This is a genomic window from Streptomyces sp. NPDC127097, from assembly GCF_042724075.1.
GTDB lineage: Bacteria > Actinomycetota > Actinomycetes > Streptomycetales > Streptomycetaceae > Streptomyces.
The window spans coordinates 296,180-311,881 of record NZ_JBHXFI010000002.1 but is presented as its reverse complement, the minus strand read 5'-3'; the positions used below and the strand labels follow the sequence as shown (position 1 = coordinate 311,881).

The window sequence follows — 15,702 nt, the reverse complement described above, 5'->3', positions numbered from 1 at the left end:
GTGGACCAAGAGGCCGGCACTCGATGCGTTGTCGCTTCCCGTCCGGAAGTCGGCCCCGGCCACCCGGCCCCCTGCTCGGCAGCCACTTCGCGCGTAGCGTCAGTGACAGGTGCGAACCGCCGGAGCGGCCAATGAGGAGGCCGGAGTGGGCGTCGAGGAGTCCAGGAGCGCCGCCACCACCTCGGGGGGCCTGTCAGGGACGGAGGCTGCGCGGCGGCTGCGGGACGTCGGTCCCAATGCTCTGCCGGCACAGCCGCGTACTCCGGTATGGAGACGCGTGCTGCAACAGTTGCGAGACCCACTGATCGTGGTGCTCCTCGTGGCCGCCGCTCTGACGGTCGCCACCGGCGACTTCCGCGATACTGCCGTCATCCTGTTCGTGATCACCGTGAACACCGTGGTCGGTGTCGTCCAGGAAGTACGGGCGGAGGAGGCCGTGGCGGCGTTGTCGGCGATGAGTGCACCTGCCGCCAGGGTCATACGGGACGACGCGGAACGATCCGTGGCAGCGGCCGACGTGGTGCCGGGGGACCTGGTCCTGCTGGCCGAGGGCGACATCGCACCGGCGGACGGTGACGTACTGGATGCGGCAGCGCTTCTGCTGGACGAGTCGTCGTTGACCGGCGAGTCCGTGCCGGTGGAGAAAGCTCCTGGCAGCGAACTCTCGCGTGGCACGGTGTCGGCAGGCACGGTCGTCGTCCGGGGTCACGGCCGCGTCCGGGTCACCGCCACCGGCGCAGCGAGCACCCTGGGCCGCATCGCATCACTCCTGGGCACCGCGCCCGGACTGACGCCGCTGCAGCGCCGGCTGGTGGGGTTCGGTCGCACTCTGGCGGCCGTCACCGTTGCGCTGTGCGCCGTGGTCCTGGCCTTGGGGCTGATACGCGGGCAGCCGGTGGAGCTGATGATCGTCGCGGCGATCAGCCTCGCCGTTGCCGCGGTTCCGGAGTCGCTGCCCGCTGTCGTCACGCTCGCCCTGGCCCTCGGAGCACGGCGCATGGCGGAGCGACACGCCATCGTCCGCCGTCTGCCCGCCGTGGAGACGCTGGGGTCCGTCACCGTGATCGCCACCGACAAGACGGGCACACTGACCGAGGGGCGGATGGCCGCAGAGCGACTCTGGACACCACGCGGAGAAGCCACGGTCGTGGGGACGGGCTACGCACCGGAGGGTCGCGTTCTGCGCGCCGGCCAGGCGGTCATCGCGAGCGGCGCACCTGACCTCGCCGCACTGGTGAGTGCCGCGCTGCTCTGCAACGACGCCGCGCTGGAGCCCCCCTCGGACGGCAGCACGGAGTGGCAGGCACTGGGGGACCCCACGGAGGCTGCCCTGCTCGCGGCCGGGGCCAGGTTCGGGCTGGACCGGAGAGCGCTGGACCGCGAGCTGCCACGGGTGGACGAGGTCCCTTTCGAGCCGGGTCGCAAGCGGATGACGACGGTGCACCAACGGCCGGACAGTGGCCTACACCTCGTGTGCAAGGGCGCGCCGGAGTCCGTGCTCCGGCCCGACGTCCTGGCTGACGGGCCGGTCGTGCTCGCGAGGGCGGCCGCACACGCCGAGGAGCTGGCGCGCGGCGGCCACCGGGTGCTCGCCGTCGCCACGCGCGATCTTGCAGCACGGTCCGAACGTCCCGACACCTGGGAGACCCAACTCTCTCTGCTCGGTCTGATCGGCATCCTGGACCCACCCCGGAGCACTTCTGCCGCCACCATCGCCGCCTGTAAGCAAGCCGGTATCGCCCCCGTACTTATCACCGGCGACCACCCCCTCACCGCCCGGGCACTGGCCGAACGTCTCGGCATCGCTTCGGGAAGGGACACGGTCACGACCGGCGAGCAGATCCGGCAGGGCGCAGCGGGCGAGCTGACCTGCACGCGGGTCTTCGCCCGGACCACGCCCGAGCAGAAACTCGACATCATCGAGGCATGGCGCGAGACCGGACACGTGGTGGCGATGACCGGGGACGGGGTCAACGACGGGCCGGCTCTGCGCAGAGCCGACATCGGCGTTGCCATGGGGCAGCGCGGCACCGAAGTGGCACGCCAGGCAGCCGATCTCGTCCTCGCCGACGACAATCTGGCCACGGTCGTCTCCGCGGTCGAGGAGGGGCGCCGCGTCTACGCCAATGTGCGCCGGTTCCTGCTCTACGCCCTTGCCGGGGGTACCGCGGAGATCCTCGTCATGCTCCTCGGACCCTTCCTGGGGATGCCGCTGCCCCTGCTGCCCGCCCAGATCCTCTGGATCAACCTGCTCACCCACGGCCTGCCCGGTGTCGCCCTCGGGGCGGAACCCGTCGAGCCGGAGGTGATGCGCCACCCGCCACGTCCACCAGAGGAAAGCGTGCTGGGCGCCGGCCTGTGGCCACGCATCCTGGTCATGGGGGCCTTCGTCACCACAGTCACCCTGATGGCCGGGGTCTGGGCACGGGAGACCGGCCGTCCCTGGCAGACCATGGTCTTTTTGGTCCTCGGCGCGACCCAACTGGGTGTCGCCCTCGGCTCTCGTGCCCGGCCCGGCAGCCTTGCCAATCCCTTCCTGCTGGTCGCCGTGGGCGCAGCCCTCTGCCTACAGGCAGCAGGCGTCTATCTGCCACCGCTACAGGCCCTGCTGGGCACGGAGCCACTGCCGCTCACCGACCTCGCGATCGCAGCCGGACTCTCCGGGCTCGGTCATGTCGTGATGCGCCTGCAGAGATGGCTGTGCCCGGAGCATCCGCCTGGCGCCGCCCCGGGCGGCCGCACGGGTACGGTGCGCGCGCCGGTCCCGCGAGGCCGCTGGACAGGTGAGCCCTGAGCGGTGCTGCCGGCCGGGGGAAGTCGGCGAACTCATCGCCCCAAGGAGTCCGACCGCCGCAGGATCAGCCATGCCCCGGGCACATGCCGGTCCGTCCGGCCCGTGCCCGGGGACGGCCCAACCCGGCGCGACACTGCCGCTCCCAGCATGGAGACTCGAAACAGGGGCTGACCTTGAGGAGAGCTCGTGGCCGGATTCCGGGATTTCCTGATGCGGTTCCGCCCGGCCGGCTCACCCGGCCGGGCGGCGCCCGGGGGTGTGCCCGCAGACCGTTCCGCCGAACGCTCGGCCGAACTGGAGCCACCGCTCGCCTTGCTGGAGCGTGCCGAAGCAGAGGCACGGACCATCCGTGAGCAAGCCACGCACAGGGCCGCAGAGACCCGGCGCGGAGCCGAACGAGAGGCCGCGGAGATCGTCGCACGGGCACACGCTCGCGCCCCCGGCCTACGGGCGGAGAGCGCCGACCGGGCGCGCCGTGCCGCCGAGGCGGAGGCAGCGGAGCTACTCGCATCGGCGGAGCGCGAGGCGGCTGTGGTGCGCCGACGGGCCAACGCGCGTATGCCTCTCCTGCTCGACCGGGTGTCGGCACTCGTGGCCGAGGAACTCGAGGATACGGGGACGGGTGAGCGGAAGGCGCCCGATGTGCCCGGAGCTCCTGGGGAAGGGGGGACGCGATGGGCGGCGGGTGGGTAGCCGGTGTCACCCGGGCCAGGGCCATGCTGTCCCGGTGTCTTGGAGCCGGAGGTGCCCGGGAAGTAGCCGCGGGGCCCACGCTCGACGATGCCGTGCGCTACTTGGGAGCCACGGCCTACCGGCACGAACTCCGTCCCGAGATGTCCCTGTCCGACACTCAACGAGCAGTAAGTGAAGCCCTGTTGTGGCACCTGCGAGTGCTGGCGGGCTGGCAGCCCCGGAGCGGTGCAGAAGCCGTCCGTCTGCTCGCCGCCGGGTTCGAAATCGCCAACACGGAGCAGCACCTCCGCGCCATGGAGGGAACCGGGCTCCCCCGGCCCGCCCGGCCTTACCGGCTCGGCACCCTGGCGACCGCCTGGCCACGGATTTCCCGGACGACCTCACCTCCGGAGTTGCGGGCCGCGCTCGCCGCTTCCGTGTGGGGAGACCCAGGAGCCGAGTCGCCGGCGGCGGTGGCCACCGGAATGCGGGCCTCCGCCGCCGTGCGGACGGCGGCCGCCCTGCCCGAGGCCGCGCGCTGGGCAGCGGGCCGCATGGCACTGTTGGTCGGCCGCGAAGTGTTCGTTGTCGGCCGCCGCCTGGCAGAGCCGGCTGCTCGGCGTGCGGGACAGCTGCTCGGCGCGGCAGCGGTGCGTACGGCATCATTCGCCGACTTCCGGCAGCATCTGCCGGTCATCGCGCGCTGGGCGCTGGACGGGATCGACGAGCCGGCGGAGCTATGGCGGGCAGAGGCACGCTGGTGGGAGCGGCTGGAACAGGACGGGTCCGAGCTGTTGCGCGGATCCCACTGGGGCTCCGGGCCGGTGATCGGTGCCGTCGCCGTGCTGTCCGCGGACGCCTGGCGGGTGCGGGGTGCGCTGGAGCTGGCCGCGCGCGGCGGCAGACCGACGGAGGTGTTCGATGCTCCGGGCTGAGGCGACAATCCCCGTCCGCATGCAGCGGGTGGCGATCGTCGCCCCGCACGAGGCTCTGCGACAAACACTTGTCGAGATCGCCGAGGCGGGCTGCGTCGAGGTCGACCGGATCGACGACAGTGGGCCAGGAGCGCCGGGATCAGCCACCCGACGGATGCAGCGTTCTCGCACCGAGGCGGAGAACCCTGTTCTCAGCACCGTCCCGCCCGACCTCGACGCGCTGGAGCGCGCAGGGCGCACGGATCTGCTGGCGGGCGAGGCACAGCTGGAGGAGCGCCTCGCCGGCACGGTCCGGCACGGCGCCGTCGCGGCACTCGCCGGATGGTGCCCCGCCGCCGAAGTCCCCGCCACCGCCGAGCGCATCGCCGGAGCCGGCGGCGCACTGGTGCCGCTGCGTAGTCCCCGCGGAATCGACCCGCCCACCATGCTGCGCGGCACCGGTGCCATGCGACGTTCCTTCGCCCCCTTGGTCCGGACGTACGGGACCGTGCCGTACGCCGACCTCGATCCCACCCTGCCCGCCGGGATCGTCTACGTGCTGATGTTCGGCGTGATGTTCGGCGACGCCGGGCACGGCGCACTGCTGCTGGTCGCAGGGCTGCTGCTGCGTCGCGGTCGCCCCCGCCGTCTGGCGTCGCTCCGCGTCCTGTGGCCGTTCGTAGCCGGAGCCGGGTGCGCCAGCATGCTCGCGGGTGTTGCCTACGGCGAATTCTTCGGCCCGACCGGAGCACTGCCGGTCCTCTGGCTGAATCCCCTGGACGAGCCCGTACGCCTGCTCGCCACGGCGGTCGGTCTCGGTGCGGCGCTGCTCGTGCTCGCCTACGGGGCCGGAATCATCAACCGCTGGCGGGAACACGGCGCGGCGGGGGCTCTGTACGCGGCCTCCGGCATCGCGGGAACAGCACTCTTTCTCGGGCTCGCCCTGACCGCCGGCGCGCTCTATCTGGGCCGCACCGGCTTCGCGCTCACAGGGGCGGTGGTTGCGCTCATCGGCCTCCTCCTGGCCGGGTACGGCCTGTACGCAACGACCGCCGGGGGCGTGGGCGGCGCCGCCCAGACGGGTGTGCAGCTCTTCGACGTGGTGGTGCGGATGGGATCGAACGTCATCTCGTTCGCGCGGCTGGCGGCCTTCGGGCTCACCCATGCCGCGCTCGGCGCGATCGTGTGGGAAGGCACCACGGGGCTGGCGGGAATGGGTGGTGTGGCGCTGGTCGCGGCCGTCGTCGTCTTCGTCGTGGGCAACGCCCTCGCCTTCGCGTTGGAGGCCCTGATCGCCGGCGTTCAGGCGTTGCGCCTCGAATTCTACGAACTCTTCTCCCGCGTCTTCGAGAGCCAGGGCCGTCCCTTCCGTCCCTGGCATTTGCCCGTACAGCACACGGAGGTGGCACAGTGATCACCTGGCTCATCGCTCTCCCCGTCGTCGCGGTGGTCTTCGCCCTCACTCGGCTGGTGCTGCGCCGCTCCGGACGGACGGCCCTGCGCTGGGTGGTCGCCGCCGATGCGCTCCTGCTCGTGGGCGCGGCGGCGCTGCTGGTCCCGGCCCTCGGTGACGGGGCCGCGCAAGCCGCCACCACTGCGCCGGCCGCGCAGAACACCGGCTCCGGCTCCGCTGCGCTGATCGGTGCGGCGATCGCGGTGGCCGGTGCATCGATCGGGGCGTCGATCGCCGTCGCCTACACCGGAGCCGCGGCGCTGGCGGCGCTCAGCGAACGGCCCGAACTCTTCGGCCGGGCCATGGTCATCGTCGGACTCGCGGAGGGCATCGCCATTTACGGCCTGGTCGTCGCGATCATTCTCATCGGAAAGGCCTGACCATGGGATGCGTGGCCGCCATCGGCGAGCAGGTGCGGGTGGCGGGGCTGGCTCTGGCCGGAGTCACCGTCCTCGTCGCCGAGGAGCCGGACGTGGTTCGCGCGGCATGGCGGGACGTGCGTGCGGAGGCCGGCCTGGTGATTCTCACGCCCGCGGCGGCCGACGCCCTGGGACCGGCGGTGCTCCACCGCATCCCTCCGCTCACCGCGGTGCTGCCCCCATGAGGACGCCGGTCCCCGATGAGGCCGGTGCCGCGCTGGAACCCGTGCGTACCGAACTCCTCCGGGCTGCCAACTCCGAGGCCCGGTCCCTCCTCGCCCAGGCGGACCGCGAGGCGGCGGACCTGCTGGACGCCGCCCGGGCCGAAGGGGAGGCGATCCTGGACGCATCCCGTCGACAGGGCGAAGCGGAGGGTCAGGCCGCCGGGCGTGCGGTCCTCATACAAGCGCGTCGTACCGCCAGGGCCCGCGAGCTGGGCGTGCGCAGAAAGGCGTACGAGCAGCTTCGCCTGCGCGCCACCGAACGCGTCCGGGCGTTGCGGGACACAGCCGACTACGACGCCGTGCTCGACCGGCTGGCACGGTGCGCCCGCCTGCTCCTCGGACCGGACGCGGAGGTCACGGAGCACCCCGATGGCGGTGTGATCGCTCATGCCGCGGGGCGGCGCGTCGACTGCACACTGGATGCCCTCGCCGCGCATGCACTGGACCGGCTCGGTTCCGAGGTGGAGACGCTATGGGCACCGTAGGGGCCACATCCGGAACGGCTGTTGGGGCCCCGTCGCCCGAGGCGGCTCTGCGGGGCGAGCCGCCCGGGAACCCCTGCCGCATCCTGCGCGTCGCCGGTCCGCTGGTCGAGATGGAGTACGCCGACGGGACCGCGATGTACGACCTGGTCTCGCTCGGTGAGGCCGGGCTGCCCGGCGAAGTGGTGGCAATCAGCAGCGGCACCGTCACCGTCCAGGCATACGAGTACACGGGGGGACTTGCTCCTGGCGATACCGCGTTCCCGCACGGAAGCCCGCTCTCGGCCCGGCTCGGTCCTCAGTTGCTCGGCGGAATCTTCGACGGTTTGCTGCGCCCGCTGTCCGGCGCCGGGGAATGGCTCCTCCCGGGCGCCGCCCGGGCCGGGGCCGGGCAGCCCGCCTGGTCGTTCCTCCCGAAGGCAGGCGCGGGGACACGGCTCTCGGAGGGCGAAGTCCTGGGCGAACTCCGAGGGCCGGGACCGGTGCGGATACAGGTCCTGGTCCCACCGGGCTCCTGCGGGGTGGTGGAGCGGATCTCTGCGGAGGGCTCCGTTCCGCAGGACGCAGTGGTGGCTGTGGTGGGGGGCACCGAGGTGCGGACCAGCACCTCTTGGCCCGTCCGGCGGCCGCGACCGGTACGCGAGCGCGTCCGCGACCAGGAACCGCTGAACACCGGGCAGCGCGTGATCGACCTGCTCTTTCCGGTCGCCCGGGGCAGCACGGTCGCCGTGCCGGGCGGTTTCGGCACCGGGAAGACCGTGCTGTTGCAGCAGATCGCCAAGTGGTGCGACGCCGACGTGATCGTGTACGTCGGCTGCGGGGAACGGGGCAACGAGATGGCCGACGTCATCGCCGAACTCTCCGCCCTTGAGGATCCCCGCACCGGCGGACGGCTCGCGGACCGGACGGTGACCGTCGCCAATACCTCCAACATGCCGATGATGGCGCGCGAGGCCAGCATCTACACGGGCGCCACGGTCGCCGAGTACTTCCGGGACATGGGGCTGGACGTCGTCGTCATCGCCGACTCGACCTCGCGGTGGGCCGAGGCCCTGCGGGAGTTCGCCTCCCGCACCGGCGCGCTCCCCGCGGAGGAGGGATACCCCGCGGACCTCGCCTCGGCGATCGCCGCGTTCTACGAGAGGGCGGGAGCCGTGACCACGCTCGGCGGCGGCCGGGGCTCGGTCACCGTGATCGGCGCGGTGTCCCCGCCCGGTGGCGACCTGACCGAGCCGGTCACCGCGCAGACCGAGCGGTTTGTGCGCTGCCTGTGGTCACTGGACCGCGATCTCGCCTATGCCCGCCACTACCCGGCCGTCTCCTGGTCGGGATCCTTCTCCCGTGACGCGGTGGCGCTCGGCGCCAGGCAGGCAGCCACGGGGGATCCGGCCTGGCCCGCGCGGCGCGACCGTGTGGCCACGCTGCTGGCCGAGGCGGACCGGCTGTCCGATCTCGTCGACCTGATCGGCATCGCCGCGTTGCCTGCTCAGGAGCGCATCAGCATCCTCGCGGGGCGGCTGGTGCGCGAGGCGGTGCTCCAACAGAGCGCGCTGTCCCCCCTGGACGCGTACTGCGCCGCGGACAAGACCGCGGCCCTGGTCGACGCGGTGTTCGCGGTCGTCGACCACTGCCGGGAGCTGGTCGACGCAGGCGTGCCCGCGGGTGCTGTCGAAGAGGTGGACTTCGGACCGGTGGTGCGCGCACGCGAGGAGGTCGGCCCGGATGACGCCGCGGGAGTGGCAGCTCGGCGGGACATCGTGCTCGCCAGGCTCCGGGAGGTGCGGTGAACGGCCATGGTGCGCCGGACCGCCGGCGCCTTTCGGCGGTCGGCCGTGCGGGAGAAGACCGACGGTGACCGCCTGGGGCGAGGTCGAGTACACGGCGGTGCGCGAGCTGCGTGGTCCGCTCGCCGTGATCGAAGGAGTGTCAGGGGTCGGCTGGGACGAGTTCGTCCGGATCACCATGGAGTCGGGCGAGCGACGGCACGGCCTCGTGCTTGAAGTGGACCGGGGACTCGCCGTCGTGCAGGTTTTGGAGGAGACCACCGGAATGGACCCGGCCGGCCTCCGGGTGGCCTTCGCCGGAGCGCCACTGCGCATCCCGGTCGGGCCGGGGTGGCTGGGGCGGGTCTGCAACGGACGCGGTGAGCCCATCGACGACGGGCCGCCGGTATTCGGGGAGACCTACGCGGCGGTGAACGGCAGCCCGATCAATCCGGTGCGGCGCGAACCGCCGTCCGAACCGGTGCTCACCGGTGTCGGCGCCGTCGACGGGCTGACCACCTTGGTGAGGGGGCAGAAGCTGCCGGTGTTCTCCGTGGCCGGACTGCCTCACCTTGAACTCGCTGCTCAGATCGCCGCCCAGGCGACCGCAGGTGGTGAGGCGTTCAGCGTGGTCTTCGCCGGGATGGGCCTCACCCACCCCGATGCCGCCTTCGTACGTGACGCTCTGGAGGAGCGCTCGGCGGCGGGCGAACTGGTACTGCTCCTCAACACCGCCGACGACCCGGTCATCGAACGGATCCTCACCCCACGCGTCGCGCTGACCGTCGCCGAGCACCTCGCCTTCACCGGCGGGCGCCATGTGCTCGTGGTGATGAATGACATGACCAGCTACGCCGAGGCGCTGCGTGAGGTCTCCGCGGCCCGCGGCGAGATCCCGGCGCGCCGCGCCTATCCCGGTTACCTCTACAGCGACCTCGCTTCGCTCTATGAACGGTGCGGGAAGATCCATGGCCGTCCCGGTTCCGTCACCGTCATGCCTGTGCTGACCATGCCCGCCGGCGATATCACCCATCCGGTCCCGGACCTGACCGGCTACATCACCGAAGGCCAGATCGTGCTGTCGCGCGAGACGCACGCCCGGGGTGTGTACCCGCCCGTGGACGCCCTTTCCTCGCTGTCCCGCCTGATGCGCAAGGGCGCGGGCCCCGGGCGCACCCGCCTCGACCATCTGGACGTCGCGGCACAGATGCTTGCCGCCCTCGCCCGCGCACGGCAGGTACGAGAACTCGCCGACCTGGTGGGGCAGTCGGGGCTCAGTGCGACCGACCGCCGCTACCTCGACTTCGACGAGGCGTTCCTGCGGCACTTCATGAATCAGCGCAGCGACGAACTACGCACACTGGCCGAGACGTTGGAGGGCGCCTGGCAGGTGCTGCTCACGCTCCCTCGCAGCCAGCTGTCCATGCTGCCGGCCGGCCTGCTCGACGCGCACGGTGCGCAGGAGACAGTGGCGGGAAACGTCGAGGGAGGGACGGCAGGATGACCTCTGTGGTCCGTACCCCGCCGCCCTCGCGGGCCGGCCGTCTGCGTCTTCGGCGCAGCCTGGATGCCGCCCTGCGCGGAGCCGACCTCCTCGAACAGAAGCTGCACATCCTGCGGACGCGGCACCAGCTCCTCCTCGAAGCCGAGCGAACTTGCACCAAACGGTGGCACGACCAGACGAGGCAGGCGGAAACCTGGCTGCTGAGAGCAGTTGTCCTGGGCGGTGAGCACGCGCTGGCAGCAGCGGCAGCAGGCGTCGGCGCAGTGGACATCACCGTTCATGAGACGTCCACCATGGGAGTGCGGCATCCATCCACGGCCTCCTGCGCGGTCCCGGACCGGACTCCCACCTCGGCCGCACCGAGCAACACCGCTCTGGTGCAAGCCGAGGCGGCCTACCGTGAGGCGGTGCAGGCGGCCGCCGAGTACGCCGCCGCACAAGCTGCGGCCCGGATCGTCGGGGCAGAACTGCTGAACACCCGTCAGCGGGTCCGCGCCCTACGCCGCCACTGGATCCCCCGCCTGGAAAGTGCCCTCGCCCGGGTCGGACTCGCGCTGGAACAGAGTGAGCACGAGGATGCGGTACGACGCCGGTGGGCCGCACGGCAGGCCGGAGAGCGCGGAAACACGCCGGAGTGAGCAGCCACCCTGCCGGCCGGGGGCCGAGGAGGGCACACCTGGATCTCACGGGCGTGGTTGGTTGTCCGCTGTGCCGTCGTCCTTCAGCCGGCCTCGATTCACGGCTTGATCGTCAGCACCTGCTCAACTGGCCGACGCGGGGTGCGAGGTCCCCGCGGGCCGTAACCCAAGCGAAGGATCATGTGCACATGACCTGTCCCGGAGACCGGGTCGCGCAGGATCCAGCGCAGGTCCGGCCATTCGACGGCCTGAGTCGCGAAGGAGCTCGCAAGCCCCTGGAGCGTGGCCAGGAGCAGGACGCGTTCCAGTGCCTGGCCCGCGCGGAGCCAGTCGGCCGGACCGTCGCTCGTGGTGCTGAGTGACGCCAGCTGGGGACAGCGTTCGAAGTCCGCGTACGCGCGACCGGCCACCGTGCGTCGGCCGGCGAAATCCCGGGTGGGAGCCGATCCGCTGCGTTTCACGGGACCGAAAGCGTCCTCGGGGATGCCGGCGGTGATCTCCTCGGAAGAGGTGCCATGGGTCCAGCGGCGCTGTTCGTCCTCGCGGTCGGCGTCCATGCGGTTGTAGCCCTCGGCGTGCGTGATCAAGTCGAGCACGGTCTCGCGGTGCGGGGTGGTGAGAAAGGTCAACCGTGCTCCTTCTCCGGCTGCGGCCGCGGTCAGGGCCCCGCGGACGCTCTCCGGGATCTGGCGCTCCGAGAAGGGAAAACGGCTGGTGTGCCGGTCGTGGATGGCGGGATGGAGACCGGGGAGGGGCTCGTCTGCGGGCTCGCGGCAATCATCCAGCCGCATGACGGCCAGCAGCGCCGGAGCATGGGGGTCGGGCAGGAGGGTCGTCCTCGTCCGATGCCCGGCATGTGCAGCGGCGACGCGCAGGTTCAACAGTGCGGCTCCACAGCCCAAGTGCATGCCCCGGGTCGTGGGGTCGGCGTGCGGCAGGGCGCGCTCGAGGTCTACGGAGAGCGTGAAGGCGCGGCTGTGCCGCGCGTAGCTGAAGCACCAAGGCTGGGCATTGTGCATGGAGGGCGCGGCGACGGCGTCGGCGACCAGGCTCTTGACCAACGTGTCATCGAGGGTCTGGATGAACACCGGGAGCCTCCCGGACGGGCAGCAAGCGTATCGACGGACGCCTCCAGCTTGGTGGGAGCGCTGCTTCCTGGGTCAGGGGCCATAGGTCCCTGATGCGCAGCCTACCGGGCCCTCTCCGGGCCTGCCGGCCGTCCGGTGGGGCCGAGTGGCTCATGCCGGGACAGCCGCCGCTCCGATCACCCTTGAGGTGTGGGGCAAGGCGCCCGGCGCCCTGGCGAAAGGAGCCGGAGATGGAGCACCGCACGATAAGCGAGCTCATGACCAGGAAGGTCGCAAGCGTTCAACTCGATACACCGTTCAAGGACATCGCGCAGAAACTCGCCGACAGCGCCGTGAGCGCTGTGCCGGTACTCGACAGCCTCGGCAGACCGGCCGGGGTCGTCTCGGAGGCTGATCTGCTGCGGAAGGCAGCCGACCAGTCCGATCTCTCCGGCAGGACGCCGTTGCCGCACCTTGAGGCGTGGGAACGGGCACGAGCGGAGGGGCGCACCGCCTCCGAACTCATGTCGGCTCCTGCGGTCTGCGCCCATCCGGAGTGGACTGTTGTCGAGGCGGCACGCCTCATGGAGGTGCAACACCTGAAGCGCCTCCCGGTGGTCGATGAGACGGACGTCCTGCTGGGCATCGTCAGCCGGAGCGACCTGCTGCGCGTCTTCCTGCGCAAGGACAGGTCGATTCAGGAGGAGATCACCCGGGAGGTCATCGGGCGCACAGCCCGTCTCGGGGCTGCTGGTGTGACCGCTGAGGTCGAGCGGGGGCAGGTGGCGCTGCACGGTTCGGTGGAAAACACCCTCCTCATTCCGGTGCTGGTACGCATGTGCGCCAGTGTCGACGGTGTCGTCTCGGTCACCGAGGACCTGAAGCCGGCCATGGCTGCCGGCCCCGCCGCCTCAGCCGAAGGGGGCCGGGCCCGGTCATGAACGACGTCATCACCGTCGGTGTCCGGTCGTCCCACCCGGAGCTCCCCGTTGTGTCGGTCTCCGCAGCCGTCCACCATGCCGGGTGTCCGGTAGCCGTCGTCCCGCACGGCTGAAACCGGGCGAGCGGTGTCCGGGCAGATGGGGCCGGTGCACCTCGGGCAAGGGCCGACCGGCCCATGTGCCGGGCCTCGGCGCGGGCCGACCCTGGGCATGGAGTCACCTTGTCCATTTTGTGCGCTGCGACAGGCGCCTTGAACGCACGCGTCCACCACGGGCCCGGGCCCACCGCTCGGGACGAGGCTCCGGCCCCGGGCATCCGGGACGACAGAGGGATGTGTACACGATGACAAACCCCGAGACAGGCCCCGGCTCAGAGGTCTCCCGGACGCACAGTGACCTGGGGCGGCGGGCCATGCTGCGCAGGCAGCAGTTGGGCCTGACGCGCGAGGAGGTCGCAGCCCGGGCGGCTGCGTCACCGGGGTACCTCCAGTACGTGGAAGAAGGTGCGGCGGACCCGGGTATCGGATTCATGCTGAGCCTCGCCAGTGCCCTGGAGACGACGGTGGCTGAACTTGTGGGAGGGACGATGGAACTGCCTGCGGGCTTCGGCAAGGCCGCGGCGCATCCCGAGGTACTGGTTCTGAGCCAGGCGGAGTGCCGCGAGCGGCTCTCCACCCACGGCGTCGGCAGAATTGCAGTAACCATCGATGACGCACCGGCCATCTTCCCCGTGAACTACACCGTCGCGGACGAATTGATCGCCTACCGCACCGCACCGGAAGCCGGCCCGGCGGCAGCAGCCGGCCAGGATGTCGCTCTGGAGGTCGATCACGTCGATGACGCCTTCAGCCAGGGCTGGAGCGTCCTGGTCGCGGGGCACGCCCATGTGGTCACCAGCCCCTACGAGATCCGCCGGTTGGAGGAATGCGCCCACACCGGCCCATGGGTAGGAGATGGACGCCACCAGTGGATCGCGATCCATCCGCATCGGATCACCGGCCGCCGGATTCGTGTCATGGGCGCCCATGCGTCCTCGACGGCGACGTCGCGAGCATGAGCATTCGGTGTCCCGGCGCCGCGTCGCGCCGCGACTCGGTCTGCCGGAAGAGCAGAGAAGCCCCGGTCCCAGAGATCGCGCCGACCGGGGCGTTCCGGTACTGAGCCCTCACGCCGGTTGAGGCACGACCGCGACCGGGCACGCGGCGTGATGCAAAGCGGCATGAGCCACCCGGCCCAGCTGGAGGCCGAACTGGCTGTGTCTGCGTTGTGCTCCGATCACGAGCAGGTCCGCGGCGGCGGAGCGGTGCACCATTACCCTGTGGGCCGGCCCCTCGACCGTGGCACGGTGTACCCGCACCGCCGGGTGCTCCCCGACTTCCTCCGCGAGCCCCTCGTCCAGCAGGGCCGCTGCCCGGTCTTCGTGGTAACGCTCCGGCTCTCCGGCGAGCAGCGGATGGTCGGTGCTCTCGTGTGCGGGGCTGCGCCAGGCGCGCACGGCTTCGAGGGCGCAGCCGCGAGCCTCGGCCTCCCGGAAGGCGAACCGGACGGCTTCCGAGCCTTTGGCCGCATCACCGACACCAAGAAGGATGCGCTCGTGCGTCCCTTCCAGTCCCGCCTTGTCTCCGCGCACGACGATCACCGGACACTGGGCCCGGGCCGCTACGGCCAGCCCCACGGACCCCAGCAACAGGCCAGTGAATGCGCCTCGCCCATACGAGCCCACCACCACAGCGGATGCGTCGAGCCCCTCCCGCAGCAGCACGGCCTCCGGGTCGTCAGCCAGAACCTGCGTGGAGACGTCGAGGTCCGCGTGACGCAACGTCGCGCGTTCGGCCGCGCCACCGACGATGTTGTCGGCAAGAACCCGTTCGGCAGGACGGTCGATGCCCAGCGCGAGTTCCGTGCCCTCGTATCGCTCCCACCGGGAGGCGTAGACCAAGCGCAGTGGCAGTTCGTGGAGCATGGCCTCGTCCGCCGCCCAGTCGAGCGCACGGAAACTGGCGTCCGATCCGTCCACACCCACTACCAGGGGGCCCACCATCGTCCCCACCGCCTCTCTCACCTCGGCGAACTGCCCTTTCCGCCACCGTCGCACGGTCGGCCGCCAGGCAGCAGGGCCGGACGGAGACGAAGGGCGGGCCGCTCGGCTCTGATGAGGCGGCGGGGCGCACCCTCGCTCCCGCAGTTACGCGCCGTTTCACGGCGGGGCCGGCATGGTGCTCGCCCCAGGGCCATAGAGGTCGAGCAGACGATGCCGCGTGGCCTGAAGGCGGCGGGCGACGACGTCGAGGACGCGGCGGGTCACAGCCAGGTTGAGGACCGGGTCCGCTTCGCACAAAGCACGTACCGCCGTCGCGTCGAACTCATATGCCCGCACGGGGGTGAATGCCTCCGCACCCATCCGCCAGGCGTACGGCGGCAGGAGCCATGACCATCCCAGCAGATCGCCATGCCCCAGCGAGTCGACGACCGTCGGTCGTCGGCCTGCCACCTGAATATCGAGATTGACCGAACCTGTGCGGACGATCCAGAAGCGGTCGGCGGGTTTGCCTTCTTCGAAGATCCGCGTGCCTGCCGGGAAGGTCACCTCGTGAGCGAATTGCATCAGTCGTGCGCGTCCCTCCGGCGGCAGCACATGGAGCAATGGTGCGGTGGTCATGACGCTCTCCCGGTTCCAGGCCGACGATGTGCCGACATGCCTTGCCTTGCCGGTCACCAACAGAGTGCGCACGCGGCCGAGATACGGCGCAAGGGCTGTTCGTCGCGGTGCGGTGGGCCGATGGGCCCCACGGTGGGGTCATTCACCGGGGCGGCCACCACCCCGGAAGCCG

14 protein-coding genes are annotated in these 15,702 nt (G+C 71.3%); 11 read left to right on the top strand and 3 right to left on the bottom strand.

Annotated elements, in window-relative coordinates:
* Positions 1-109: 109 nt before the first annotated feature.
* The 9 genes from ACFWJW_RS03315 (at position 110) to ACFWJW_RS03275 (ending at position 10,863) form a co-directional block, all read left to right on the top strand.
* Complete coding sequence (locus ACFWJW_RS03315; RefSeq protein ID WP_387234166.1) at positions 110-2,794, top strand: cation-translocating P-type ATPase; 2,685 nt, start codon at positions 110-112, stop codon at positions 2,792-2,794.
* A gap of 674 nt (positions 2,795-3,468) precedes the next feature.
* Positions 3,469-4,401 (top strand): V-type ATPase subunit, encoded by a 933-nt coding sequence (locus ACFWJW_RS03310; protein WP_387234163.1) that lies wholly within the window; start codon positions 3,469-3,471, stop codon positions 4,399-4,401.
* A 19-nt stretch (positions 4,402-4,420) separates the two neighbouring features.
* Positions 4,421-5,794 carry a V-type ATPase 116kDa subunit family protein gene (locus ACFWJW_RS03305; RefSeq protein WP_387234160.1) on the top strand — a complete coding sequence of 458 codons (1,374 nt, stop codon included), beginning with the start codon at positions 4,421-4,423 and terminating at the stop codon, positions 5,792-5,794.
* On the top strand, positions 5,791-6,213 hold the full coding sequence (locus ACFWJW_RS03300; protein ID WP_387234158.1) for an ATP synthase subunit C: 423 nt from the start codon (positions 5,791-5,793) through the stop codon (positions 6,211-6,213). The genes ACFWJW_RS03305 and ACFWJW_RS03300 overlap by 4 nt, the downstream gene beginning before the upstream one ends.
* A gap of 2 nt (positions 6,214-6,215) precedes the next feature.
* Complete coding sequence (locus tag ACFWJW_RS03295; RefSeq protein ID WP_387234155.1) at positions 6,216-6,437, top strand: hypothetical protein; 222 nt, start codon at positions 6,216-6,218, stop codon at positions 6,435-6,437.
* Positions 6,434-6,961 carry a hypothetical protein gene (locus ACFWJW_RS03290; RefSeq protein WP_387234151.1) on the top strand — a complete coding sequence of 176 codons (528 nt, stop codon included), beginning with the start codon at positions 6,434-6,436 and terminating at the stop codon, positions 6,959-6,961. The genes ACFWJW_RS03295 and ACFWJW_RS03290 overlap by 4 nt, the downstream gene beginning before the upstream one ends.
* Positions 6,949-8,745 carry a V-type ATP synthase subunit A gene (locus ACFWJW_RS03285; protein ID WP_387234148.1) on the top strand — a complete coding sequence of 599 codons (1,797 nt, stop codon included), beginning with the start codon at positions 6,949-6,951 and terminating at the stop codon, positions 8,743-8,745. Before ACFWJW_RS03290 ends, ACFWJW_RS03285 begins: the two co-directional genes overlap by 13 nt.
* A gap of 64 nt (positions 8,746-8,809) precedes the next feature.
* Positions 8,810-10,225, top strand: a complete 1,416-nt coding sequence (locus ACFWJW_RS03280) for a V-type ATP synthase subunit B (RefSeq protein WP_387234145.1) — start codon at positions 8,810-8,812, stop codon at positions 10,223-10,225.
* Positions 10,222-10,863, top strand: coding sequence for a V-type ATP synthase subunit D (locus tag ACFWJW_RS03275; RefSeq protein ID WP_387234142.1), 642 nt, complete (start codon positions 10,222-10,224; stop codon positions 10,861-10,863). Before ACFWJW_RS03280 ends, ACFWJW_RS03275 begins: the two co-directional genes overlap by 4 nt.
* Positions 10,864-10,961: 98 nt before the next feature.
* Here ACFWJW_RS03275 and ACFWJW_RS03270 read toward each other — a convergent pair whose 3' ends face one another.
* Positions 10,962-11,951, bottom strand: a complete 990-nt coding sequence (locus ACFWJW_RS03270; protein ID WP_387234139.1) for an Acg family FMN-binding oxidoreductase — start codon at positions 11,949-11,951, stop codon at positions 10,962-10,964.
* Between the two features lie 230 nt (positions 11,952-12,181).
* On the opposite strand from ACFWJW_RS03270, the gene ACFWJW_RS03265 reads away from it, so the two are divergent.
* Both ACFWJW_RS03265 and ACFWJW_RS03260 read left to right on the top strand, forming a co-directional pair.
* Positions 12,182-12,871, top strand: a complete 690-nt coding sequence (locus ACFWJW_RS03265) for a CBS domain-containing protein (RefSeq protein ID WP_387234136.1) — start codon at positions 12,182-12,184, stop codon at positions 12,869-12,871.
* Positions 12,872-13,214: 343 nt separating this feature from the next.
* Positions 13,215-13,928, top strand: a complete 714-nt coding sequence (locus ACFWJW_RS03260; RefSeq protein WP_387234133.1) for a helix-turn-helix domain-containing protein — start codon at positions 13,215-13,217, stop codon at positions 13,926-13,928.
* 108 nt (positions 13,929-14,036) lie between these two features.
* On the opposite strand, the gene ACFWJW_RS03255 is transcribed toward ACFWJW_RS03260, so the two are convergent.
* Together ACFWJW_RS03255 and ACFWJW_RS03250 are read right to left on the bottom strand one after the other, a co-directional pair.
* Entirely contained in the window at positions 14,037-14,912 is an 876-nt protein-coding gene (locus tag ACFWJW_RS03255) for a universal stress protein (RefSeq protein ID WP_387234385.1), read from the bottom strand.
* A gap of 156 nt (positions 14,913-15,068) precedes the next feature.
* Complete coding sequence (locus ACFWJW_RS03250) at positions 15,069-15,530, bottom strand: Crp/Fnr family transcriptional regulator (protein ID WP_387234130.1); 462 nt, start codon at positions 15,528-15,530, stop codon at positions 15,069-15,071.
* Positions 15,531-15,702 lie beyond the last annotated feature (172 nt).

What these genes read in the sequence shown, in the direction of transcription:
- ACFWJW_RS03250 (WP_387234130.1), bottom strand. Translation starts at nt 15,530, where the DNA reads ATGACCACCGCACCATTGCTCCATGTGCTGCCGCCGGAGGGACGCGCA.
- ACFWJW_RS03275 (WP_387234142.1), top strand. Translation starts at nt 10,222, where the DNA reads ATGACCTCTGTGGTCCGTACCCCGCCGCCCTCGCGGGCCGGCCGTCTG.
- ACFWJW_RS03285 (WP_387234148.1), top strand. Translation starts at nt 6,949, where the DNA reads ATGGGCACCGTAGGGGCCACATCCGGAACGGCTGTTGGGGCCCCGTCG.
- ACFWJW_RS03255 (WP_387234385.1), bottom strand. Translation starts at nt 14,912, where the DNA reads ATGGTGGGCCCCCTGGTAGTGGGTGTGGACGGATCGGACGCCAGTTTC.
- ACFWJW_RS03265 (WP_387234136.1), top strand. Translation starts at nt 12,182, where the DNA reads ATGGAGCACCGCACGATAAGCGAGCTCATGACCAGGAAGGTCGCAAGC.
- ACFWJW_RS03295 (WP_387234155.1), top strand. Translation starts at nt 6,216, where the DNA reads ATGGGATGCGTGGCCGCCATCGGCGAGCAGGTGCGGGTGGCGGGGCTG.
- ACFWJW_RS03305 (WP_387234160.1), top strand. Translation starts at nt 4,421, where the DNA reads ATGCAGCGGGTGGCGATCGTCGCCCCGCACGAGGCTCTGCGACAAACA.
- ACFWJW_RS03290 (WP_387234151.1), top strand. Translation starts at nt 6,434, where the DNA reads ATGAGGACGCCGGTCCCCGATGAGGCCGGTGCCGCGCTGGAACCCGTG.
- ACFWJW_RS03260 (WP_387234133.1), top strand. Translation starts at nt 13,215, where the DNA reads ATGACAAACCCCGAGACAGGCCCCGGCTCAGAGGTCTCCCGGACGCAC.
- ACFWJW_RS03310 (WP_387234163.1), top strand. Translation starts at nt 3,469, where the DNA reads ATGGGCGGCGGGTGGGTAGCCGGTGTCACCCGGGCCAGGGCCATGCTG.